The 21,843-nt window shown below is 55.6% G+C and carries 18 protein-coding genes and 1 pseudogene; 6 read left to right on the top strand and 13 right to left on the bottom strand.

The features are described 5' to 3' along the window. Positions 1–331: 331 nt before the first annotated feature. The 5 genes from urtA (at position 332) to urtE (ending at position 6,246) form a co-directional block, all read left to right on the top strand. The gene (gene urtA, locus NDQ72_19360; GenBank protein ID WKD28168.1) at positions 332–1,684 is read left to right on the top strand and encodes an urea ABC transporter substrate-binding protein; all 1,353 of its coding nucleotides are present in this window, start codon (positions 332–334) and stop codon (positions 1,682–1,684) included. A gap of 241 nt (positions 1,685–1,925) precedes the next feature. Continuing rightward, entirely contained in the window at positions 1,926–3,539 is a 1,614-nt protein-coding gene (gene urtB / locus NDQ72_19355; GenBank protein ID WKD28167.1) for an urea ABC transporter permease subunit UrtB, read from the top strand. Positions 3,540–3,563: 24 nt separating this feature from the next. Continuing rightward, positions 3,564–4,706: an urea ABC transporter permease subunit UrtC gene (gene urtC, locus NDQ72_19350; protein WKD28166.1), complete on the top strand. Its 1,143-nt coding sequence runs from the start codon at positions 3,564–3,566 to the stop codon at positions 4,704–4,706. Continuing rightward, entirely contained in the window at positions 4,703–5,539 is an 837-nt protein-coding gene (urtD, locus tag NDQ72_19345; GenBank protein ID WKD28165.1) for an urea ABC transporter ATP-binding protein UrtD, read from the top strand. Before urtC ends, urtD begins: the two co-directional genes overlap by 4 nt. Then, on the top strand, positions 5,539–6,246 hold the full coding sequence (gene urtE / locus NDQ72_19340) for an urea ABC transporter ATP-binding subunit UrtE (GenBank protein ID WKD28164.1): 708 nt from the start codon (positions 5,539–5,541) through the stop codon (positions 6,244–6,246). The genes urtD and urtE overlap by 1 nt, the downstream gene beginning before the upstream one ends. Before the next feature lie 112 nt (positions 6,247–6,358). Here the strand turns inward: urtE and NDQ72_19335 are convergent. From NDQ72_19335 to NDQ72_19305, 7 genes and pseudogenes are all read right to left on the bottom strand, one after another. Continuing rightward, a pseudogene (locus tag NDQ72_19335) lies at positions 6,359–8,359 on the bottom strand (TonB-dependent siderophore receptor). A gap of 361 nt (positions 8,360–8,720) precedes the next feature. Further along, the gene (locus NDQ72_19330; GenBank protein ID WKD28163.1) at positions 8,721–9,689 is read right to left on the bottom strand and encodes a siderophore ABC transporter substrate-binding protein; all 969 of its coding nucleotides are present in this window, start codon (positions 9,687–9,689) and stop codon (positions 8,721–8,723) included. Continuing rightward, positions 9,686–10,462 (bottom strand): ATP-binding cassette domain-containing protein, encoded by a 777-nt coding sequence (locus NDQ72_19325; protein WKD28162.1) that lies wholly within the window; start codon positions 10,460–10,462, stop codon positions 9,686–9,688. Before NDQ72_19325 ends, NDQ72_19330 begins: the two co-directional genes overlap by 4 nt. Continuing rightward, on the bottom strand, positions 10,459–11,406 hold the full coding sequence (locus tag NDQ72_19320) for an iron chelate uptake ABC transporter family permease subunit (protein ID WKD28161.1): 948 nt from the start codon (positions 11,404–11,406) through the stop codon (positions 10,459–10,461). Before NDQ72_19320 ends, NDQ72_19325 begins: the two co-directional genes overlap by 4 nt. Continuing rightward, a complete protein-coding gene (locus NDQ72_19315; protein WKD28160.1) occupies positions 11,403–12,347 on the bottom strand; it encodes an iron chelate uptake ABC transporter family permease subunit in 945 nt (314 codons plus the stop codon). The genes NDQ72_19320 and NDQ72_19315 overlap by 4 nt, the downstream gene beginning before the upstream one ends. Then, on the bottom strand, positions 12,347–14,116 hold the full coding sequence (locus NDQ72_19310) for an ABC transporter ATP-binding protein/permease (GenBank protein WKD28159.1): 1,770 nt from the start codon (positions 14,114–14,116) through the stop codon (positions 12,347–12,349). The genes NDQ72_19315 and NDQ72_19310 overlap by 1 nt, the downstream gene beginning before the upstream one ends. Beyond that, positions 14,110–15,906 carry an ABC transporter ATP-binding protein/permease gene (locus NDQ72_19305; protein WKD28158.1) on the bottom strand — a complete coding sequence of 599 codons (1,797 nt, stop codon included), beginning with the start codon at positions 15,904–15,906 and terminating at the stop codon, positions 14,110–14,112. The genes NDQ72_19310 and NDQ72_19305 overlap by 7 nt, the downstream gene beginning before the upstream one ends. Before the next feature lie 231 nt (positions 15,907–16,137). Between NDQ72_19305 and NDQ72_19300 the strand changes: the two genes are divergently transcribed. Beyond that, positions 16,138–16,761: a TetR/AcrR family transcriptional regulator gene (locus NDQ72_19300; GenBank protein ID WKD28157.1), complete on the top strand. Its 624-nt coding sequence runs from the start codon at positions 16,138–16,140 to the stop codon at positions 16,759–16,761. 120 nt (positions 16,762–16,881) lie between these two features. Here NDQ72_19300 and NDQ72_19295 read toward each other — a convergent pair whose 3' ends face one another. The 6 genes from NDQ72_19295 to NDQ72_19270 form a co-directional block, all read right to left on the bottom strand. Then, positions 16,882–17,346: an RES family NAD+ phosphorylase gene (locus tag NDQ72_19295; protein ID WKD28156.1), complete on the bottom strand. Its 465-nt coding sequence runs from the start codon at positions 17,344–17,346 to the stop codon at positions 16,882–16,884. After that, a complete protein-coding gene (locus NDQ72_19290) occupies positions 17,343–17,792 on the bottom strand; it encodes a DUF2384 domain-containing protein (GenBank protein WKD28155.1) in 450 nt (149 codons plus the stop codon). Before NDQ72_19290 ends, NDQ72_19295 begins: the two co-directional genes overlap by 4 nt. A gap of 96 nt (positions 17,793–17,888) precedes the next feature. Further along, positions 17,889–18,809: a metal ABC transporter permease gene (locus NDQ72_19285; protein ID WKD28154.1), complete on the bottom strand. Its 921-nt coding sequence runs from the start codon at positions 18,807–18,809 to the stop codon at positions 17,889–17,891. Beyond that, the gene (locus tag NDQ72_19280; GenBank protein ID WKD28153.1) at positions 18,806–19,900 is read right to left on the bottom strand and encodes a metal ABC transporter permease; all 1,095 of its coding nucleotides are present in this window, start codon (positions 19,898–19,900) and stop codon (positions 18,806–18,808) included. Before NDQ72_19280 ends, NDQ72_19285 begins: the two co-directional genes overlap by 4 nt. Before the next feature lie 3 nt (positions 19,901–19,903). After that, the gene (locus NDQ72_19275) at positions 19,904–20,686 is read right to left on the bottom strand and encodes an ABC transporter ATP-binding protein (GenBank protein WKD28152.1); all 783 of its coding nucleotides are present in this window, start codon (positions 20,684–20,686) and stop codon (positions 19,904–19,906) included. A gap of 23 nt (positions 20,687–20,709) precedes the next feature. Next, a complete protein-coding gene (locus NDQ72_19270) occupies positions 20,710–21,678 on the bottom strand; it encodes a zinc ABC transporter substrate-binding protein (protein ID WKD28151.1) in 969 nt (322 codons plus the stop codon). Positions 21,679–21,843 lie beyond the last annotated feature (165 nt).

Raw genomic sequence — 21,843 nt, 5'->3', positions numbered from 1 at the left:
CAAGAAATGGGCGGGACTCATAGGCGTATGCAACAGAAAGCGCACTATTGGTGCGAGGTGTCGTTGTGGTGCATAAACAGCGTGCATTTTTTGCATGTTGGCGCGCCACGATAGTGCGGCCGGTGAAGACGGGATAACTTTTTTTAAAACTAACCTTTTGATTTTAAGCTTTTTAGTGTTTCTTTTTGTAGTGTGGCGCAAACCTTGCAGAAGCTAGGAGCTAGTGGATGCACCAAGCCCCGTAATGACCGTTCCTACGTTACATAACGGGAGTCCTTGGCCGCGAAGCTCAAATAACGAGCCCCGTTATAAGGGGCGCAAGGAGGTTCAAGTGACCACATTGCAGCGCAAGACACACCCTCGTACCGTTGGCCGTTTCGCTACTGCCTTAATGACCGCCGCCGTTATGGGGGCCAGTACACAAGCCATGGCCCAGGATGACGATCCGATCAAGGTCGGTATCCTTCACTCACTTTCAGGCACCATGGCTATCAGTGAGACGGTTCTTAAAGACACCGTTGAGATGCTTATTGAGCAGCAAAACGACGCGGGTGGCTTGCTGGGTCGCCAACTTGAAGCGGTTGTTGTCGACCCTGCCTCTAACTGGCCGCTATTTGCCGAGCGTGCTAGAGAGCTATTGGCGCAAGAAGAGGTCGACGTGATCTTCGGCAACTGGACCTCCGTTTCCCGTAAGGCGGTACTGCCGGTAGTGGAAGAGCTTAACGGCCTGTTGTTCTACCCGGTGCAGTATGAAGGTGAAGAGTCCTCGGAAAACGTCTTTTATACCGGTGCCGCCCCCAATCAGCAGGCGATTCCTGCGGTTGAGTATCTGATTAATGAAGTCGGCATCGAGCGCTTTGCGCTGGTCGGTACCGACTACGTCTATCCGCGCACCACCAACCGTATCCTCGAAGCGTTCCTCAAAGATGAGCATGGCATCGCTGATGAAGACATCATGATCAACTACACACCGTTCGGCCATTCAGACTGGCAGAATATCGTGGCAGAAATACGCCGCTTTGGTGAAGAGGGTAAACCTACGGCGGTTATCTCGACGATTAACGGCGATGCCAATGTGCCGTTTTACACCGAACTCTCTAACCAAGGCATCGATGCTGCCGATATCCCGGTCATCGCCTTCTCTGTGGGTGAGCAAGAGCTCACCGGCATCGATACGGGGCCGTTAGTCGGCCACTTGGCGGCCTGGAACTACTTCATGAGTGTCGATACCGATGACAACTACGACTTTATCGACGCCTGGATCGACTATACCGGCGACGAAGAGGCCGTCACCAACGACCCCATGGAAGCGCACTACATTGGTTTTAACATGTGGGCCGAAGCGGTGCGTAAAGCAGGCACTACTGACGTGGATGCGGTAAAAGACGCGATTATCGGTGTCGCCGTGCCTAACCTTTCCGGCGGCTATGCGGCGATGATGCCCAACCATCACATCACCAAGCCGGTGCTGATTGGTGAAGTTCAAGACAATGGCCAGTTCGATATCGTCTGGCAAACGCCTTCTACCGTAGCGGGCGATGCATGGTCTGACTACTTGCCTGGCTCACGTGACTTGATTGCCGATTGGCGCAAGCCCATGGAGTGCGGCAACTTCAACGTGGTGAACGGCTCGTGTGGTGGCAGCACCGCAGCAGAAGAGGCCGAAGCGGCCCTCGCTGAGTAAGTAAAGCGATATATAGCAGGGAAATGACCGCTGTTAACGCTGTGGTGTAAGGACAGGTTGAAGCGAGGGTCTTTCGCCATGGCCGGAAAATGCTCCTGGCTATTCCGGCATTTCCGCCATCCATGGCGGTCAGATGGCGAAAGTAGCGCCCATGGATGGGTTCACAGCGCCCTCGCGGAAACTTGTTCTTGGCACCGTTATCTTCAGTTCCCCCCTTTTTGTTAACCAAAGGAAGAACCCCATGAGGCGTTTCTTTTCCTTAGGGTTGCTGTGTCTGCTGTTGTTAAGCGTCACAGTCACCGCCCAGGCACAAACAAGCGCCACCGTTGAGGCTGATGACGCAGCGGCGCTTGAGCTACTAAACGCGCTGGACGTGCGTTCCTATTCCGCCAAAGGCGAAGCGATCAACGCTATTTTGCAAAGCGATGATGAGCGTGCGCGTGATTGGCTGCAGTCCTTGTTGGATGGTCGCTTGCAGCGCACTGACGACGGTCGTTTTGTGGTGGTGCTCGATAATCAAGGTCGCGATTGGCCAGTTGCAGATGCGCTGACCAATGAACCGCTGGGGGAGATGTCCCGCCGCGACCTGGATCGTATTGGCATTAATAACAATTTACGCAACCAGCTACGCAGCGCTATTGCCGTAGTGGATTTGTATTCGCCAAACGTTGAGCGTCGGCGTACTTCAGCCAGCCGACTACTAGGCGAGGTCGATGAAGAGCTGGCCGAACCGCTCAGTGAACTGATCGCTGAGGAAGAAGATGCCGAGGTAGCGCGCAGGCTTACCCAGGCGCTGGCGATTTACCAAGTTGAAAGCGGCGAGCTTGAAGGCGTTGAAACGCTGCGAGGCAGTTTGCATCCACGTGTTCGAGTAGCGCTTAGTCGGGCAGCGAATAGCGATGACCCTATTATTGCCGATGCCGCCAATGAAGCGCTGAGCAGCATTGAGCAGAATCTCAAAATTAACCGTGGCCTGGAAACGCTCTACTTCGGGCTTTCGCTTGGCTCAGTACTGGTGTTGGCGGCGATTGGCCTAGCCATTACCTTTGGCGTGATGGGCGTTATCAATATGGCCCATGGTGAGCTAATCATGCTCGGCGCTTATACCACCTGGATGATGCAGCAACTTTTGCCCGGCCAACCGGGGCTGGCGCTAATTCTGTCGATCCCCGCGGGCTTTATGGTGGCCGCGCTGGTGGGCATTGCCATTGAGCGAGGCGTTATCCAGTTCCTGAAGGGCCGTCCGTTGGAAACGTTGCTGGCGACGTTCGGTATCAGCCTGATTTTACAACAGCTGGTGCGAACGGTGATTTCACCGCTAAACCGTACGGTCATAACGCCCGAATGGATGAGCGGTTCATTAGTGATTAACGATGCACTGTCGCTAACTCTTAACCGTATGTTTGTACTCGGTTTTGCACTGGTAGTGTTTGCCGCGCTGATGCTGATTATGCGCCGCACGCGGCTAGGGCTTGAAGTGCGTGCAGTGACCCAAAACCGCGCCATGGCACGCTCCATGGGTATCCGCGCCACGCGGGTCGATATTATGACCTTCGCATTAGGGTCTGGCGTCGCTGGTTTGGCAGGCGTTGCGTTATCACAACTGACCAACGTCGGCCCCAACCTGGGCCAGAACTACATTATTGATTCCTTTATGGTCGTCGTTTTCGGCGGCGTGGGAAATCTATGGGGCACTCTGGTGGCTGGGCTTTCCCTGGGCATTATCAACCAAGTGTTGGAACCCTGGGCGGGCGCCGTGCTGGCCAAGATTATTGTCCTGGTATTCATCATTCTGTTTATTCAAAAACGCCCGCGTGGACTCTTCCCGCAGAAGGGCCGGGCTGCGGAGGGCTAAGCGATGTCATCAACGATCTCATTAATGACGCAATCATCTTCACGCCAGTTTTGGCTAGCCCGCCCGTTTAGCGAACGGGCCACGCAGATTTTTCTTGGCGTGCTGTTTGCCGCCCTGCTGCTGGTTACGGTGCTCCATTTAGCGTTGCCCCAAGGCCACCCGCTGCACGTTAATGCTTATACCGTGAATCTGTTCGGTAAGTACTTAAGCTACGCGCTGCTGGCAGTGGCGGTGGACTTGGTATGGGGCTATTTGGGTATTCTGAGCCTGGGCCACGGGGCATTTTTTGCCATTGGCGGTTACGCCATGGGCATGTACCTGATGCGCCAAATCGGTGATCGCGGTACTTACGGCGACCCGGTACTGCCGGATTTTATGGTGTTTCTCAACTGGGACAGCCTGCCCTGGTACTGGCTCGGTTTTGATATGGCCTGGTTTGCGTTCGCCATGGTGCTGTTAGCCCCTGGGTTATTGGCACTGGTATTCGGCTTTTTAGCATTTCGCTCGCGGGTTACTGGGGTGTATCTGTCGATTATTACCCAGGCGCTGACCTTTGCCCTGATGCTGGCATTCTTCCGCAATGAAATGGGCTTTGGTGGCAACAACGGCTTAACTGATTTCCGTGAGCTGCTGGGCTACAACCTGCGCAGCAACGACACTCGCTTAGGGCTGTTTATTGCCACTGGTGTTGCGCTGGCGCTGGGCTACATCCTGTGTCGAGCGATTGTTACCAGCAAGCTAGGCCGAGTGTGCGTGGCAACCCGGGATGCCGAGGCCCGCACGCGGTTTATTGGCTATCGGGTCGAACGCTTCCAGCTGTTTGTATTCGTGGTTTCCGCCATGCTGGCAGGCTTGGCTGGCGCGCTTTATGTCCCTCAGGTAGGGATTATCAACCCCAGTGAGTTCTCACCGATTTTCTCGATTGAAATTGTGCTGTGGGTGGCTCTGGGTGGCCGCGCCACGCTTTATGGAGCAGTTATCGGGGCGATCTTAGTCAACTACGCCAAAACCATCTTCACCGGCGTGATGCCGGATGCATGGCTGTTTGCCCTGGGCGCGATGTTTGTCTTGGTCACGGTGTTGCTACCTAAAGGCGTGGCGGGATTATTGCTCCACCTAAAACGCCGCAAAAAATCCGCTACCTTGCCGAAGGAGGCTACCGCATGAGCTTGTTGCAATCGCTAACCACGCGGGATCGGGTATTTGATTTTATGGCTCCTCAGGCATCACCGGTAGATGTGCGTCATGGCCCGATTCTGTATATGGAAGATGTCACGGTGAGCTTCGATGGCTTCAAGGCTATCAATAACTTAAACCTGACTATTGATGACGGTGAACTGCGCTGCATTATCGGCCCCAACGGGGCCGGTAAAACCACCATGATGGACATCATTACTGGCAAAACGCGCCCCAACGCAGGCAGCGTGTGGTTTGGTAGCCGTCATAACCTGCTGCAAATGAATGAGCCGGATATCGCCAGCTTAGGGATTGGTCGTAAGTTCCAAAAGCCCACGGTATTTGAAGCGCTGAGCGTGTTTGAAAACCTGGAGTTGGCGATGGCCGCCGACAAGCGTATTTTCCCCACGCTGACTGCCCGCATGAGCGGTGAAATTAAAGACCGTATCAATGAGGTGCTTGAAACGATTGGCCTGACCGAGCTGCGTTACCAGCCAGCAGGGATTCTTTCCCACGGCCAAAAGCAGTGGCTGGAAATTGGCATGCTGCTAATGCAGCGCCCGCGTTTACTGCTGGTAGATGAACCCGTTGCCGGGATGACGGAACAGGAGATGGAGCGCACCGCTGAGCTGCTGACGGGCCTGGCGGGTAAGCAGTCGGTGGTTGTGGTCGAGCATGACATGGGCTTTGTACGCTCCATTGCCCGTAAAGTGACCGTATTGCACCAAGGCAGCGTGCTGGCGGAAGGCAGTATGGATCAAGTTTCAAGCGACCCTAACGTGGTTGAGGTGTATCTGGGTGCGGACGACGAGGAGGCTGCCTAATGCTGGCGATTGAAAAACTTAACCAGTTCTACGGGGAAAGCCACACCTTGTGGGATTTAGACCTCGACGTGCCTGAAGGCCAGTGCACTTGCGTGATGGGCCGCAACGGGGTGGGTAAAACCACCTTAATGAAAGCCATTATGGGCGAAGTGGCCGTAAAGAGCGGCCAACTGCGCTATCAGGGGGAGGGTAGCGACATTGAGCTGACCAAAAAAGCGGTGGAAGCGCGCTCTCGCTTGGGTATTGGCTTTGTCCCCCAGGGACGGCAGATTTTTCCGCTGCTCACCGTGGAAGAGAATCTACGCACCGGCTTGGCAGCGCGCAGTGATGGGCTGAAAAAAATCCCCGAGCGTATCTATGAACTGTTCCCTGTTTTAAAAGAGATGAAGCACCGCCGTGGCGGTGACTTATCCGGTGGGCAACAGCAGCAGCTCGCCATCGGTCGCGCGCTGGTAATAGAGCCCAAGCTGCTGATTTTGGATGAACCCGGGGAGGGCATTCAGCCCAATATTGTGGCGCAAATCGGCCAGGTGATTCGCCAGTTGATTAAAGAGGATGGCTTAACGGTACTGCTGGTTGAGCAGAAGCTACCTTTTGCCCGCAAATACGCCGACCGCTTTGTGATTATGGATCGTGGCCGTCCGGTGGCCAAAGGCGAGATCGCCGAGCTTTCTAACGAACTGATCAAGCAGCACCTGACCGTTTAAGTTATCCACACCTACGCCCGTTTGGCTGGCGCAGGTGGGGTGTGCATATTGACAAGCCTAGTTGTGAAAAAACAACGGGTGCCAGGACAAGCGCATCGCTTGTTTCAGCCATCTAGAAGTCTAAAGAGGCCGAAAACATAAAGGTGCGGGGGGCTCCTAGTGCAAGGCTTGAGAGTTGTGGCATGGCCCAGTACGCCTTATCGGTTACATTGTCGATAGTGGCGCGCAGCGTCAACGGGTAGCCGGAAAGGTGAGTAGTGTAGCGTGCACCAACGTCGTAAATGGTGTGTCCAGGAACCGACAAGGAATTGTCACTATTAATATACTGCTCTGACATTGCGGTGGCATTAGCGGTCAGTGTCAGCCCTGGTGCTGCGGATAGATCCCATTCAGCGCCTAGCTTGGCTTGAAGGTCGGGCACGCCAGTGGCCTGACTACCCTGGTTTTCATCGCTAGCGGCGCGGGTGACTTTAGGGTCTACATAGGCAATCCCACCCATTAAGCGGAGGTTGCTAAGCGGGCTGCCGAAGAAGTTCCACTCCGCTCCTCGGTTGCGCTGCTCACCGCCAAACGAGAAGATATTAGTTTCCAGGTCGGTGTAACTGCTGGGCCGCTTGATTTCATAAAGGCTAAGTGTGTGTGAGAAATCGCCTAGGTCAAACTTCACCCCAATCTCGTTTTGTTTGGTCTTATAAGGTTCAAATACCTCACCAGCATTGGCAGCACTCATAGGTGCCGTGGCCCCCTGACTGAGCCCCTCGATATAGTTGGCGTAGAGTGATACCTGGTCGGTTGCTCTGAAAAGTAGCGCTGCAGCGGGGGTGACCGCGCTTTCATCATAGCGGGAGATGCGTGCGCCGCTCGTCACGCTGTAGGCGTCGCTCACTACCTCTTGGCGTCGGGCGCCGAGGGTCAGTTGTAGGCGATCATCGGCAAATGAAATCGTGTCCGCCAGACCATAGCTGTTCAAGCGTAGCTCTGTATGCATGATATGTGGGGTGATAAATTCGGCAGCGGCGCCCCACTGCGGATCGTATAGATTAGTGACCCAGTCTGCACCGGGAACGGTTCTGCGCCCGTAGTCATGTTGCTCATGCTCGTAATGAGTGGCATTGACGCTAATGGCATGGCTGACGGCGCCGGTTTGGAAATGACCGCGAACCCCAACTTCCGCTGATGTTTTTTCGACATCGAAGGCGAGCTGACCAATGCTTGTACGATAGTTACCTTGATCATCAAGCACCAAGGATGACATGGCGCCATTGTAGGTGTAGTTCGTTTCGCTTCGACCCACTGATGCGTACCCCATGATTTCATCGGTAAAGTCGAATTCGCCACGCACGATGGCTCCCTTGTCGCGCGTGTTGGCAAAGGCCCAGTCAGGGTTGATCAGTGTATCGGAGTCGGGAGGTGTCGGTACTGCCAGGCCTGGCGTCAGGTTGACCCCTCGTGTTGGCCCATCGATGTGGTCGTCCGCACTGTACAAGTCAGCTGATAGGCGTGCTCGCTCACCGCGCCAGTCCAGTCCCAGAGCCCCCATTTGAACGCTTGGCTTCTGGTTATTCACAGCACCCTCGCCGTCGCGGTATACACCGTTAAAGCGAATGCCAAACTGCTGGTTGTCTCCCACACGTCGGCCAACATCAAGGTGTCCGCCAAACTGCGCGTCGGACATGTACGTGGTGGTGAAGCGCGTCAGCGGCTCATCGCCAGCTCGCTTAGGAACCAGATTAATGGCACCACCAACGGAACCACCTGGTGGCATCCCGTTGAGTAGCGCCGAAGGCCCTTTGAGCACTTCAATACGCTCGAACATCTCGGGGGACGTGCGGTAGTAGGGAGCCATCCCGGCAAGGCTATCAAATGTCGTATCAGTGGTGCTGGAATTGAATCCGCGGATCGAGTAATTCTCGCTCCAGGCACTGGTGACGCCGTTGCTGAATACGCTCGGATCGGTAGCCGCAATGACATCGGCAATATTTTGGGCTTGTTGATCCTGGATAAAGCGATCCGTATAGCTGATGGCATTGAACGGCGTTTCCATAAAGTCCCTGTTGCCCAGAAAACCGGCTCGATTGCTATAGGTCACCTGGCCACCTGCGTACGTATCGTTTACTGACGTTGCTTCACCGTGTACGGTGACCGGCGCCAAGGCCACGGCATTACGCGTCTCGCTCTGCTCGGTGGCCTCGGCAGTCTGTGCAAGTGCCTGTGAAGAAAGCAGCATAAGAGCGCTCGCACTCAGGGCTAACGGAAATGTGCTCCTGACGAGCAGTGGAGGGCTTAAACAGGCAGCGAGACGCAGTGGTGTTCTCGCCCATTCCAGTTGTGCTTTAGGGTGGTGAAGTAAGGCCATGTCGGTCTCCTTTTATATCAGACAGGCGGAGCTACGCCGCTCCAGTCGAGCCGTCGTTGGAACGCTCGATACAGCAGTCGGCTAAATCTTTTTTGAAGTACTTTGGTTGGTTAAGTCGCTAGTCGCGATACCCATCGATAATGTCATCCGCGATGATCTCTAGGGCGCTCACGCTGGCGGCGGTGACATACCAAGCTTCGGGGTCGACATAGATCACCCGGTTATTTCGCCAAGCGCTGGTTTGGCGTATCAGGGGATTTGCCATGCTACTGGCATCCATGGCGGGCCGGTGCTCCATTACGGCAGTACGATCCACGACATAAATGATGTCGGGGTCGGCCTGTTGAATGAATTCACTGGAGACAGGCTGGCCGTGCATGCTGGTATCGATGCCGGGAGCCGCAGGTTCAACGCCTAGCTCGGTGAAGATGAAACCGTAGCGCGACTGCACTCCGAAGGAGTTGAAAGCGCCATTGTTATGCAGCAGGATAAGTGCTCTCTCTGGTCGGCCCTGAGTAACACGCCTAACTTTCTCGACTGTATTGTCCAGCTCGGCCGTGCGTTGACGGGCCAGCGCCTCCTTGCCAAAGATCTCCCCAAGATCGATGAGATGGTCTTTGATAACGTCAATGTGGTTGCTCTGGCTGTTACGGTAATCCACGTCGAAGTGGAGCGTCGGCGCGATTTGAGTTAATTCGTGATAATGGTTGGCCTGTAACGATGTCATGAGAATTAGATCAGGGTTGGCTCGATGCACCCGCTCAAGGTTGGGGCGCACGATAGAGCCCAGATCTTCAACCGCCGGATTGTGTCGATACTCCTTGAGAAAATGGGGAATAAAGTCCTTCGGCATGCCCACCACTGGAACGTCCAACTGATCCAAAAAGTCGACTTCATTCATGTCGAGCGCTGCGACTCGATGTGGGCGGTGGTCGATCACAGTGCTTCCCAGCGCGTGCTGAATCGTTAGCGGTGTCATGGCCTCCTGTGTGGGCATGTCGTTGGCCTGATCGCACCCTTGCATCAATGCCATCGTAGCGAGAAGGAGAAGGTGTGCCAGGCGGCTACTGTTGAGATATCGCGTCATACCAGGTTTCCTGAGGGCTTGAAGTAATTGCATAGATAGCCGCGCTCGTCACGGGCGACGTCGAAGTTCAGTCCATAAAGCTCACTCAAGCGCTGCTCGGTGATGACGTCGGTGACGTTGCCATCGCAATGCACTGCCCCACCCTTCATGGCGACAATGTAATCGGAGTAGTTGGCGGCAAAGTTGATGTCATGGACGACCAGAATGACCGTTCGTCCATATTCGTCGCAGAGTCGGCGAAGGGCCTGCATGATCTGAACGGCATGCTTGATATCGAGGTTGTTCAGAGGCTCGTCGAGCAGCAGGTAATCGGTTTGCTGTGCAATGGTCATGGCCAGGAACGCCATCTGACGCTGGCCGCCGCTGAGCTCATTCAGATAAGCTCCGCGTAGAGCCGTCAGCGATAGAAACGACAGGGCATCATCGATCACTTGATGATCGTGCTGAGTGAGTGTGCCGTGGGTGTAAGGAAAGCGACCAAAGGCGACCAACTCCTCGACGGTCAGGCGCAAGTTGAATTCAGGCGTTTGTCTCAGCGTGGCCACCCGTTTGGCATACTCGCCGATGCGAATGTTCTCTACCGGGGAGCCGTCAAGCCGAATGACTCCTTGAGAAGGCTTTAGCAGTCTTGCGATCATCATCAGCAGGGTCGTTTTGCCTGCCCCGTTTGGGCCCACCAGTGACGTCAATTGACCCGTCGGGAAGCGGAGATTGATAGCCGATAGCACTGTGCGGCTAGCATAGGTTTTATGAAGGTCTTGAACCGTAATCATGCCGTGCCCCGCGTCCGCACCATCAGCGACAGGAAGTAAGCCCCACATACGAGGTTGACGAGAATGCTGACGGTGGTTTTGTAGTTAAAGAGATGTTCGACCAGCAGTTGGGCGAGGAGGAAAGTGGCGATGGCGATGGCGCATCCTAAAGGCAGTGTGACTCGATGCCGGTAGGTGCCTGCCAGCGCGTAGGCAGTATTGGCCACGAAAATGCCCATGAATGCCGTGGGGCCAAGCAGGCTAGTCGAGATGGCTACCAGCGCGGCAATCAAGAAAAGCTGGCGTTGTACGCGACGTCGATAGTCGATGCCGAGCGAGATGGCCTGCTCCCGGCCTAGCAACAGCACGTCGAGCACCGGAAGGGCCTTGTAGCCCACCAGACAGATCGTGACCACGATGGGGGTAGCGTAGAGCAGTTGTGCAGCGCTGGCTTTGCCGAAAGTGGCTTGGCTGTACCCCAGCAGAATGGAAAATTCGCCCGGGCTCATCTTGAGCTGAATGAACTGCGTAAGGGTGGTAATGACCATTGTCAGCACCAGTCCGACTAGCAGCAGGAAATAGACGTTGTCTCTACCATCGCGAAACAGCCAGCGATGCAGCACCCAGGAGTAGCCAAGCATCAGCAGCATAGAGAGTATGACGTTGCCGTGCTCGCCGAGTACCACCAGACTGCGGGTGCCCAGCATCAGCATCAACAGAGCCTGAAACAGCAGATAGATGGACTCGTAGCCCATGATGGCGGGCGTTAATATCCGGTTGCCGGTAAGACTTTGAAACGCAATGGACGACCAAGCGACGCAGATGCCGCCGATCACCATAGTGGCCAAGCGTTCCAGTCGTTTCGGAATGACATAGTCGAAGTCGAGTCCTGAGCGCACGAAGATAAAAGCGAGCGCTAGAACGATCACGGCTGCCCAAACGGTGTGGAGAGTCTTGGCTGTCATCGTTGTGCTCTCCCGATAATCAAGATCAGAAACAGCACTCCCCCGACGCAAGCCGTTGTTAAGCCGATGGGCACTTCAAAGGGGTAAATCAGCAGCCGACTCACAATGTCGCAGGCCAGCAGCAAGGTTGCCCCCGACAGTGCTACTACTGGCAGTGTGCGAGTCAGGTTATCGCCGTAGTAGAGCGCCACCAAATTGGGAATCACTAAGCCGACAAAGGGAATGGCGCCCACAGCGATGACCGTGACCGAGACCGTGATGGCCACCAGCATCAATCCTAGTATGGCGATGGCAAGATAATTCATGCCTAGGCTCACCGCCGCCGCCTCACCCATGCCCAGTACCGTGAAGCGATGGGCGTAGAGGTAGGTAAGCATCACGACCGGCAGAATGAGGTAGATGATTTCGTAATGGCCTTGCACGATCTTTGAAAAGTCGCCCAGTAACCAGCCCTGCATGCTTTGCAAGATGTTATGGCGGTAGGCGTAGAACTCGGTAAGGGCGCTTAGCATGCCGCCGTACATCAAACCGATGACGGGAATCAGCACGCTGTTGGTGAACTTGATGCGGCGAACGATAGTGATAAATACGACATTTGCAGCGAAGCAAAAGAGCAGCGCGGCAAGCATTCGTAATCCAGCGCCAGCTGCAGGCATTAGGGTTAGCGATACGAGAATGCCCAGTTTAGCTGCATCAAGCCCGCCCGAGGTGGCTGGCTCCACGAACTTGTTACGCACGATGTGCTGCAGAATCACGCCGCAAATCGACAGACCTACACCAGTCAAAATAACGGTGATGAGACGCGGCAGTCGGCTGGCTGTGAGCGTCAACCAGGCATCATCCGACAGAGTGATTAGTTGGTGCCAGCTCAACTGCTGCGCGCCTATCAGTAACGATACTCCGCAAAGCAATACAAACAGACAAGGCAGATACCCACGCATCAGGTGTCTTCTCTCCCTTCTGCATTCGGTGTAATGCGCCATGTTTTAGCGGCCTGGCGCTGGCCAAGAAAGGTGGCGTAATGCCCTTTGTGGACGAGTAGTTCAGCGGGTGTACCCTGCTCCACGACGCGACCGTTATCCAGTACGATGATCTGGTCGGCCATGGCCACGGTAGATAGCTGATGAGCGATCACTAATAGCGTACGTTGACCACGCAGCCGTGCCAGTGTCTGAGTAATGATGGCCTGGTGCTGTGGATCCAGTGCGGCCGTCGCTTCGTCTACCAGCAAGATGGGAGCATCTTTGATCAGTGCTCGAGCGATCGCGATGCGCTGACGTTCTCCACCGGAAAGGCGGACACCTGCTTCGCCCACCGGCGTGTTTAGCCCCTGGGGTAAGCGTTCGAGTATCTCTGTGACGCCCGCAAGATTTGCCGCTTCCATTAGCTCGGCATCGCTGGCTTCGGGGCGGCCAAAGCGTATGTTGTCGGCTATGCTGCCAGCAAACAGATGGCTCTCCTGGAGGATCTGGCTAACATAGCCTGCCAACTGAGCACTGGACATGTCGCGCACGTCGACACCGCCAATGAAAACGCGGCCCTGGTCGACATCGAAAAAACGTGCCACAAGGCGTGCGATAGTGGTCTTGCCCGAGCCCGATTCGCCGATCAATGCCGTCATGCTGCCGGGCTTGACCGACAGACTCACTCCGTTGAGCACATTGGGCGCATCTGCGGCATAGCGAAAATGTACTGCGTGAAGTTCGATAGAGGTATCACGCGGCGGCTGAGGCGTGGTTGTCTCGGGTAAGGGCGATGCGTCGAAAACAGTTTTTATTGTCTCCAACTGCCCTTTGGCGCTGCGTAGAACGTCGCTATGCTGGGCCACATCAAGCAACGGCTCGATAAACCGGCTGATCAGCAACAGCGCCACAATAACACTGGTGACGTCAGGTGCCTTCAGCGGCTCACCCAGCAGCGTATTGATCCACACCATGATGGTGATCAGCAGGGCAGCAAATACCGCCTGCACTGCCCATGTATTGAGTAGCGCCGATAAAGCCGAAAGGCAGGCTAGCCTTGTGCCGGAATGGTGCTGCTTCTCCAGTGCGTTCTCCAGAAAGCGCGTACTCTGGCCTTCGCCGCTGAAGGCGCGTAATACCGCCTGCGCATTGGCGAATTCGACTACCCGCTGGCTGGTTTCGGAGAAGTTCTGCTGGAAGGCCCGGTCGGCGTGACGGGTGAGCTTGGAAGTGAGCCATAACACGCTCACCAGTGGCGCTAATGCTATCAGTGCTGCGATACCGAGCGGCGTGTGCAGCGCTAACAGAGCGATTAGGATGACCAGTGGCACGACCAGGCCGGTGATCACCGGTGTGAAAACGTGGGCGGGAAGCTGGGCTACCGCCATTATACCTTGAGTCACTACATGGTTAAGACGCGCAGTATTGGTGCTGGTAAACCAGCCAACGGGCAGGCGAGCTACATGGCTGCCTAGACGGTGACGCCCAGACTGTAGGACGGCGACGCCCACACGAACGCCCGCCTTCTCTACATGTGATCGCACTAACCAGCACGCGAGAATACCCAGCAGCAGTATGGCCAACCATACACTGGCGTTGGACGAATCTCCGGACATCAAATAGGTGATGATGGGGATAAATGTCAGGATTGTGAGGCCGCTAAGCAAACCATAGCCAATAGCTAGCCCGAGATAACGACGTAAGAGCACGACGTTCTCGCCGAGCAGATGAGTCAGTATTTTCAGCACGTTGATACCTCTGATTCCAGCGTTGAGGTGGCGTTGCTCAAGGCCCAAAGGCGGGCATATAGGCCATGTTGAGTGAGAAGGTGATCGTGGTTGCCCTGCTCGACGATCATGCCGTCATCGAGTACCAGGATCTGATCGGCGTATCGGATCGTATCGAGTCGATGGGAGATGACGATCAGCGTGCGTCCGCGGGTTAGCCGAGCTAGCGCTTCCTGAATGACCAGTTCGCTACTCGCGTCGACTGCCGCCGTTGCCTCATCCAGCACCAGTAGAGGAGGATCAAGCAAAATGGCGCGGGCAATGCTCACACGCTGCTGTTCACCACCAGACAGTTGGGTGGCGTCGTCAACGACAGCGTCATAGCCACCGGGTAATGCGAGGATGCGCTCGTGAATATTCGCCGCGCGAGCCGCGTCCTCAATCTCTTGCTGGCTGGCGGAAGGACGGCCCAAGGCAATGTTGTCGCGGATGCTGGCATGGATAAGGCGGACGTCCTGCAGGACAAAACCGATATATTGGTAAAGTGTCGCCGTTGAGAGCTGGCGCAGATCCACACCGCCTAAGGTGATGCGCCCCTGGGTGGGATCAAAGAAGCGCAATAGCAGTCGTGCCAAAGTCGACTTGCCCGCTCCAGATGGCCCGACAATCGCAGTGACACTTCCTGCGGCAAAGGTGACGTCGAGATTCGAGAGCCCACGATGTCCGTTATCATAGGCGTAACTCACGTTGTCGAAACGAATTTCGTTGTTTGCTGGCAGTGGCTGCTGGTCAGAGAGAGGCGCTTGCAAGATAGGCGTTTCAAGTAGCGCCATGACGCGTTGCGCAGCGCCGGTTGCACTGCCCAGGTCGTGCAGCAGGGTATGCAGAAGCAGCAAAGGAGCACAGATCCCTGGCGCCACCAGAATGAACGGCACCAAGTCGACGGGAGTCGTCCAGCCGTTGACGACAGAAATTGTTCCGCACAGCAGAGTCAGTCCCAATATCGTCACCGGCGTTACCATCGCATGAACATGAGCCATGGAGGCGACCAACGGGCGGGTAAAGCGATCAAATGCATCGGCAAAGCTATTCACTGCGTCCTGATAACCGCGATAGGCCTGTCCGGTGGTGCCGAACGCTTTCACGTCGGGGATGCCGCTAATGAACTCATTGATGGCACTGTTCATGTGCTCAAGCCGTATCACGAATTCTCCCATGTTGGCTTTGCTGGATTGCATGAGCCGATGCAGAAACAGAAAGAAGCCGGGCAGGGGCAACAGGGTTATCACCGCGATTCGCCAATCCATCGCAAGCAGATAAATCACTGAGATCGACAGAGCCCCAAGCGCGCGCCCGACGGCGGTATAGAAGTGCGCGGTTAGGCTGTGCAGCGTCGCAATGTCATCCTGCATCGCTTGCTTGACCTGCCCGGAGGTTTGGCCGGTAAACCAGCCAAGCGGTGCCTGGGCCAAGCGGCTGAGCACGGCCTGACGTAGATGATGTGTCAGACGGTTATCCGCCAGATGCGCGATCAGCTCGCCGAGGAACATGCTTCCCATGCCGATGAAGACGCTGACGATACTGGCTGTTACCACCCACGCGATGTCGCGTTTGCTGCTCGCAGATAACTCCCAGGCTTGGTCTGAAGCGGTGGCGAGGATCTGCGCGATGTGCGCCATGCCGGCTAGCGGTATCATCGTGAAGATTGTGCCGATGCCCGCCAGGGTGGCGGCTATTAAGAGCCGTGTGCGGATGGGGGCCAGTATTCGGCTGATGGGACCTTGGCCAGTCGGCGTGGTTTGCGTGTTCATGAATCGTTGCTACTCGGTCATGGGGCGTTTAAGTGATTACTCTCAGAGCTATCAAGTCGAAAGAACCGGAATTGCCACTGGATATAAACGCGAATTAATCGCGTTTGTGAGATTAATTGAAAATTAGTTTAGCGTCTATAAACTAATTAAAATAGTTGCATGCTGATAAACTAATTGACCCTAGCGGAAGGGGCATGGCTTGATAAAGGACGCTATTAAAAGGAGTGTGTTATGGCAGCGCGACCAGCATCTAAAGTACGCGGGCGGCCACCCACCATTACGCGTGAGCGTATTGCGAATGCGGGTGTCGAGATTGGCCTACCCAATATCACCTTTGTGGGAGTAGCCGCCGCGTTGGGCGTTAGCCATATGGCGCTTTACAAGCACGTCGCTAATCTTAAAGCGCTGAAGGTGGTGGTAGCCGAAGAGATCTTTCGGCGCTGGAGAATTCCGCGTGCTCGTCGAGATGAGCCCGAAGAGCTGCAGGCGTATCTGTTCACTTTTGCTATGTCGATAGCTGAGTTTGTCAAAGTACACCCAGGGCTGACGCCCTACGTGATCCGTCGTCTGGCGGCGACCCAGCCGATGATTGAAAAAATCCATGAGCACCAAGCGCATATTGCCGAGGTCTATGAGATTTCCCAGTTACAAGCGCGTTGGCTTCTGGCGACGGTAGCCTTTCACTGCTTTGCCGTAGCGGACACGATTTACTCGGTGATGGGGCAGGAGCCTGTTGAGGCAATAGATCATGCCGTAGAAGAGGCCGAACTGGAGGCCGAACTGGAGCAAGGTATTCAGGCGCTCATTGCTGGAGCTATCGCCATGCTGGATGATCATCCGCAGGGGCAGGAGTGAATGATCTCCTGGCCTTCGCCAGCGTGAATCGTGGCCGTCCGGTGGCCAAAGGCGAGATCGCTGAGCTTTCCAACGAACTGATCAAACAGCATTTGACCGTTTAAGTTATCCACACCCGGTTCAAAGTCGTGGGTCGGGCTGGAAGGGCAGCGCCTTTGCCGTCGTGATGACTTGATCAAACAGGGGGTGCCCAGGGTTGAGCATGTAGTTGAACTCTCTTGGCACGACCACGCTAGGAATTGCCAGGGCTAAACTGTGGCCGGAGTCCAACCAGCCGTCGCCAAGCTCGGCAGTTTCTGCTGGCGCAGGCGCTTCCCGCCAGTTATCCGGGAGATCGGCTTCTCCAACACCCAGAATGCTATCGGTCGGTAGTGTCAGGCGCAGTAGCGCATAGGCATTGAGCAACTGATAGCTTTCCAGATGCACCATGATTTCAAGCAGCGCCAGCGACTCAGCGCTTGCCACATACACACAGGCCTTACCCGGGCTGTTCCAGCGCCCGCCATAAAGGCGTGCGCCTTCGCCATCGAAAGCGTTGTCCTGATACTTGCGCTTGATCAAGCGGTAAGCGTTGACCTCATTCACGTAGCAACCCCATGCTCCAGTCGCCCAATCAGGTTCAGCACCGTTTGATACTCGGCAGAGGTTGCGCTCATTTCGATGGGCCTGCGCCCGCCCAGGCCAGTATTGGGTTTGAGCAGCCAGGTGCGGGCACCCTCGACGTCGCCTTCAAACAGGTCTAGCGCCGCCTTGAAGAGTTCGGCAAAGCGATATAGCCGGTCGCTTTCCGCCATCTTAAAGCGCCCCGACTTAGCACGGCGGCTCAGCGTGGCCGGGGGAATATCGACGTAGCCTGCCAGCGCCTTCTGTTCGATACCTGACGCCTTAGCCAGTCTGGGGTAGACCCTATACTCAACGCCTTGATGCAAAAGCTCATGCAGCTTGCGGCCTCTGGCAGGCAGGCCGATCTGGTGCCAGAAACCTGATGCCAAGGCTTTGGGTGGCTGGTATTGAGTGAAGTGCATATCCATGGTATTTCTCATTTGATATTTCAATGAACTATCAAATGGTATACGCCTCGCCTGCCCAGACGTCAAGTGAGATGGAAGGCATCGCCTCTAATCTCTTTAGCGCAACGAACTTGGCGCTTCTGGTGTTTCGCGGGCGCGGCGGCGTTTCATGGTCTGGGTGATCACGCCGTAGCGGGGGCCAGCGAGGAAGGCGAGGATTAGGAAAACGCCGGTCATTATCGCCATCATGCCGCCAATGGAGACGTTGAAATACACGGCGAGGTAGTAGCCAGAAATGCTTGAAGCGATCGAAATTAGCGCACCGATGATAAACATCATCCATAGCCGATCGGTCAGCAAATAGGCGGCGGAAGCGGGCACAATGGCAAAGGCGATAAACAGTACTGCCCCCACGGCATCAAAGGCCGCTACGGCGGTTGAGCTAGTTAGCATTAGCAGCACATAGAAAAGAATCGAAGGCATAAAGCCGAACGTTTTGGCCAGCGCTGGATCGAAGGTGGCTAGTTTCAGCTCCTTATAAAAGAGCCCGATAAACGCGTAGTTGAGCAGTGTCATCACGCTCATCGATACCAGCGCCTTGGGGATGGGCAGACCGAAGATGTCGAGAGTATCCAACCAGACAAAGCCGATTTCACCGAGCAGCACAGTATGCGTGTCGATATGCACATCGTTGGCGTAGACATTGAGTAACAGCACACCGATGGAGAAGAGCGCGGGGAAAACCAGACCGATAGCGGCATCCTGCTTTACCCGCTTGGTGTTGGCCAGTGCCTCGGTAAGTAATACGGTTAATAGCCCGGTTAATGCGGCGCCTATTAGCTGTACAGGCCCACTCTGCTGTTTGGTCAGCAGCCAGACAATCACAATGCCAAATACAATTGAGTGACTAATCGCATCAGTGAGCATGCTATTGCCGCGCAGCACAAGGAAGGTACCCACCGCCGAGGAGGCAATGCCAACCATGGCACCTACCAGAATAATGGGCAGCGCCGTGTTGGTTAGTAATTCAGCAATCATGTCACGACCTCTTCGAAGGTGGCGACCACCTGTTTGGCTGCCTTTTCTCCCCGCGATGTTAGCGCCCATCCGGCGCCGCCGTCAGAGGAGCGTATAAGGTAGCCTTGGCGCTTAAGTTTACTCAGCACCATGCGCGCGCCAAATGTTGCGCGGTAGTGTCGGGAGGCGCTGGGATGCTTGTAAAGCGTGTAGAGTAACTGCTGCTTCTGCAGCGCTTCTTTTTGGCGGTAATGCTTGATGAAGCCCCACAGCAGGCCTCGGCCGGGAGCAAGCGCCAGCGAGATGATGACAATAGCCGTTGCGGTGAGAATCACCAGCGGGCCGGTCGCCAGACCACGGGATAGGGTACTAATGGTTGCCCCCGAGACCCCACTGACAATACCGATGCCAGCGGCAATAACCAGCATCCCCCCCAGATGACGGCTCCACTGCCGGGCCGCAGCGGCTGGCGCCACGATCATGGCGGCCATTAATATCACGCCAACCATTTGCAAGCCGACCACCACGGCGAGCGCCACCATAGCGGTAAGCGCGGCTTCGATGGCGTTGACGGGCATGCCGAGCGAGCGGGCGTACTGCCCATCAAAAGTGACCAGCTTGGCTTGTTTCCAGAAGATGGCGAGCAGCGTGAGTGTGAAGAGGGTGATGCTGCCCATTACCCACAGATCCGAGCGTAGCGTAGCAGCGGCCTGGCCGAACAGAAAGGCTTCTAGCCCCCCTTGGGAGGCGTTATTGGTACCCTGGATATAGGTCAGCAGCACGATGCCAATGGCAAAGAAAATGCTTAGGCAAATGCCGAGAGCGGCATCGGTTTTCAAGCGGCTTTTGCGGGTCAGCAGCAGCATCGTCAGCGCGGCTAACGAGCCAGTGGCCAGTGAGCCAATGATAACGCCGCCCATATCCCGACTGCCGGTGATGATAAAGCTTAAACACACGCCGGGCAGCGCCGCGTGGGAGATGGCGTCACCGAGCAAGCTCTGGCGGCGTAACACCGCAAAGCAGCCCAGTGGGCCGCTGATCAGACCCAGTAGCGAGGCACCAATCACCACGTTTTGAAAGGTGTAGTCAGAAAGAAGATCAAGCCACTGCATGGGTTATTTTACCTTCGAAGCAGTGAACATCAGGGCGTCGCTATCGTTCAGCAGGGCAATCTGGCCACCATACGCCTGACGTAGATAATCAATATTAAACACGTCGTCAGCCTTGCCGCTGGCAATCACACGGACGTTAAGCAGCAACAGCCAGTCGAAGTAATTACGTACGGTTTGCAGGTCATGGTGGACAACAATCAGCGTTTTACCCGCATCACGCAAACGGCGCAGAATGTCGATGATGGCTCGCTCGGTGGTGGCATCAACCCCGGCCATGGGCTCATCGAGAAAGTACACATCGGCCTGTTGCACCAGTGCGCGGGCCAGAAACACTCGCTGCTGTTGGCCGCCGGAAAGCTGACTGATCTGGCGGTCGGCGTAGGCGCTCATTCCCACCATCTCCAGGGCTTCCAGTGACTCGTTACGCTCTTTACGCCCTGGGCGCCGGAGCCAGCCCAGGCGACCGTAAAGCCCCATGGTGACCACATCCAGCGCGGTGGTCGGGAAGTCCCAGTCGACGCTGGAGCGCTGCGGCACATAGCCAACGCGCCTGCGCTGTGAGGCGTAGGGGCGGCCATGCACCATGACCTCGCCAGAAAGTGATGGTACAAGCTCCAGCAGGCTCTTGATCAGCGTGCTCTTACCCGCCCCGTTAGGGCCGACAATGCCTGCCATCACGCCGGTAGGAATCTCTAGGTTAATATCCCAGAGAACGGGCTGATTATGATAGCTGACGGTCAGGTTCTGAATGCTGAGCGCCGTGTCGGTTGTTGCGGGTGTCGCCATTGTTGCAGTGCCTTATTGAATGATTAGTGAGCGAGCTTCCACTCGGTAGCCCAATCGTTCATTGCTTCGGGAAGCGGTGCCAGGGTACCGCCAAGCGCTTCGACGATATGCTGGGTGTTGCGGTAGATCATGCCCATATAAGTGCCATCGACCGTGTCTGGGTCGCCCATGGCATCGGAGTAGAGTTCACCGCCAATTTCGACAACCTGGCCCCGCTGTTGGGCGGCATCAATAACGGCTTGAACCGTGCGCGGATTAATAGTGCTCTCGATGAAAAGGGCCGGAACCGCGCGATCCACCACAATATCTGTCATGTTGCGAATATCAGCAATACCCGTTTCCGTTTCTGTGCTAATGCCCTGTATGCCTTCCACGTCGATATCGTAGGCGCGGCCAAAGTAACCAAAGGCATCGTGAGCGGTGACCAGAATGCGTTGCTCATCGGGAATGCTGGCGATACTGTCTGTCACCCATTCGTGTAGGGCAAGCAGTTGAGTCTGATAGCGCTCGGTATTGGCATCAAACGTCGCGGCGCAGTCGGGGCGTGCTTCACTCAGCGCGGCATTGAGCGTGGGCAGTGTTTGTGCCCATAAAGAAACGTCCATCCACAGATGAGGATCAATGCCGTACACATCCTGTGAGGTAATCAATGATGCAGGGTCAATCGAGGCAGGGGCGACGGCAAGCGTAGGTGTGCGCTCGGAGAACCTTTCCAGTACGTCGCCTAGCTGACCTTCCAGCGAATAGCCCGAGTAGAAAATCTGTTCTGCGTTTCGCAGCGTTGCCACATCGCTAGCGCTTGCCTGATACAAATGAGGGTCTACGCCTGGGCCCATCATGGCTTCCACATTAACGCATTCGCCGCCTACTTCCTGCGCCACATCGGCGATCATACCAATCGTTGCCACCACGTTTAAGGGGGGGGTATCGGCAGTTGCCAGCGCACTTAAAGGCAGCGTTGTTAATAGGATCACTGCATGCTTTGTTGCCATTATTTAGCTCCAGACTCTACATGGGATAGAGGATGATTAAAGCAGCGTTGCTTCGTGCAAGTTTATTTCTTTTGGGAAAAAAGTATAGCCTTGGCTAAGTTTGTGGCGCAATTAACCCAATGTCAAGCGGATAAACGGCGTTGAAATGAGCTGAGAGGTGAGCTT

It is taken from the genome of Halomonas sp. KG2, from assembly GCA_030440445.1.
Taxonomy (GTDB): domain Bacteria; phylum Pseudomonadota; class Gammaproteobacteria; order Pseudomonadales; family Halomonadaceae; genus Vreelandella.
Note: the sequence above shows the minus strand (reverse complement) of the source record. Positions and strands in the feature narration are given on the sequence as shown.

Excerpts from the sequence above, each read along its gene's own strand:
- urtB (WKD28167.1), top strand. The coding sequence starts at position 1,926 with ATGAGGCGTTTCTTTTCCTTAGGGTTGCTGTGTCTGCTGTTGTTAAGC.
- urtC (WKD28166.1), top strand. The coding sequence starts at position 3,564 with ATGACGCAATCATCTTCACGCCAGTTTTGGCTAGCCCGCCCGTTTAGC.
- urtD (WKD28165.1), top strand. The coding sequence starts at position 4,703 with ATGAGCTTGTTGCAATCGCTAACCACGCGGGATCGGGTATTTGATTTT.
- urtE (WKD28164.1), top strand. The coding sequence starts at position 5,539 with ATGCTGGCGATTGAAAAACTTAACCAGTTCTACGGGGAAAGCCACACC.
- NDQ72_19330 (WKD28163.1), bottom strand. The coding sequence starts at position 9,689 with ATGACGCGATATCTCAACAGTAGCCGCCTGGCACACCTTCTCCTTCTC.
- NDQ72_19325 (WKD28162.1), bottom strand. The coding sequence starts at position 10,462 with ATGATTACGGTTCAAGACCTTCATAAAACCTATGCTAGCCGCACAGTG.
- NDQ72_19320 (WKD28161.1), bottom strand. The coding sequence starts at position 11,406 with ATGACAGCCAAGACTCTCCACACCGTTTGGGCAGCCGTGATCGTTCTA.
- NDQ72_19315 (WKD28160.1), bottom strand. The coding sequence starts at position 12,347 with ATGCGTGGGTATCTGCCTTGTCTGTTTGTATTGCTTTGCGGAGTATCG.
- NDQ72_19305 (WKD28158.1), bottom strand. The coding sequence starts at position 15,906 with ATGAACACGCAAACCACGCCGACTGGCCAAGGTCCCATCAGCCGAATA.
- NDQ72_19300 (WKD28157.1), top strand. The coding sequence starts at position 16,138 with ATGGCAGCGCGACCAGCATCTAAAGTACGCGGGCGGCCACCCACCATT.
- NDQ72_19290 (WKD28155.1), bottom strand. The coding sequence starts at position 17,792 with ATGGATATGCACTTCACTCAATACCAGCCACCCAAAGCCTTGGCATCA.
- NDQ72_19285 (WKD28154.1), bottom strand. The coding sequence starts at position 18,809 with ATGATTGCTGAATTACTAACCAACACGGCGCTGCCCATTATTCTGGTA.
- NDQ72_19280 (WKD28153.1), bottom strand. The coding sequence starts at position 19,900 with ATGCAGTGGCTTGATCTTCTTTCTGACTACACCTTTCAAAACGTGGTG.
- NDQ72_19275 (WKD28152.1), bottom strand. The coding sequence starts at position 20,686 with ATGGCGACACCCGCAACAACCGACACGGCGCTCAGCATTCAGAACCTG.
- NDQ72_19270 (WKD28151.1), bottom strand. The coding sequence starts at position 21,678 with ATGGCAACAAAGCATGCAGTGATCCTATTAACAACGCTGCCTTTAAGT.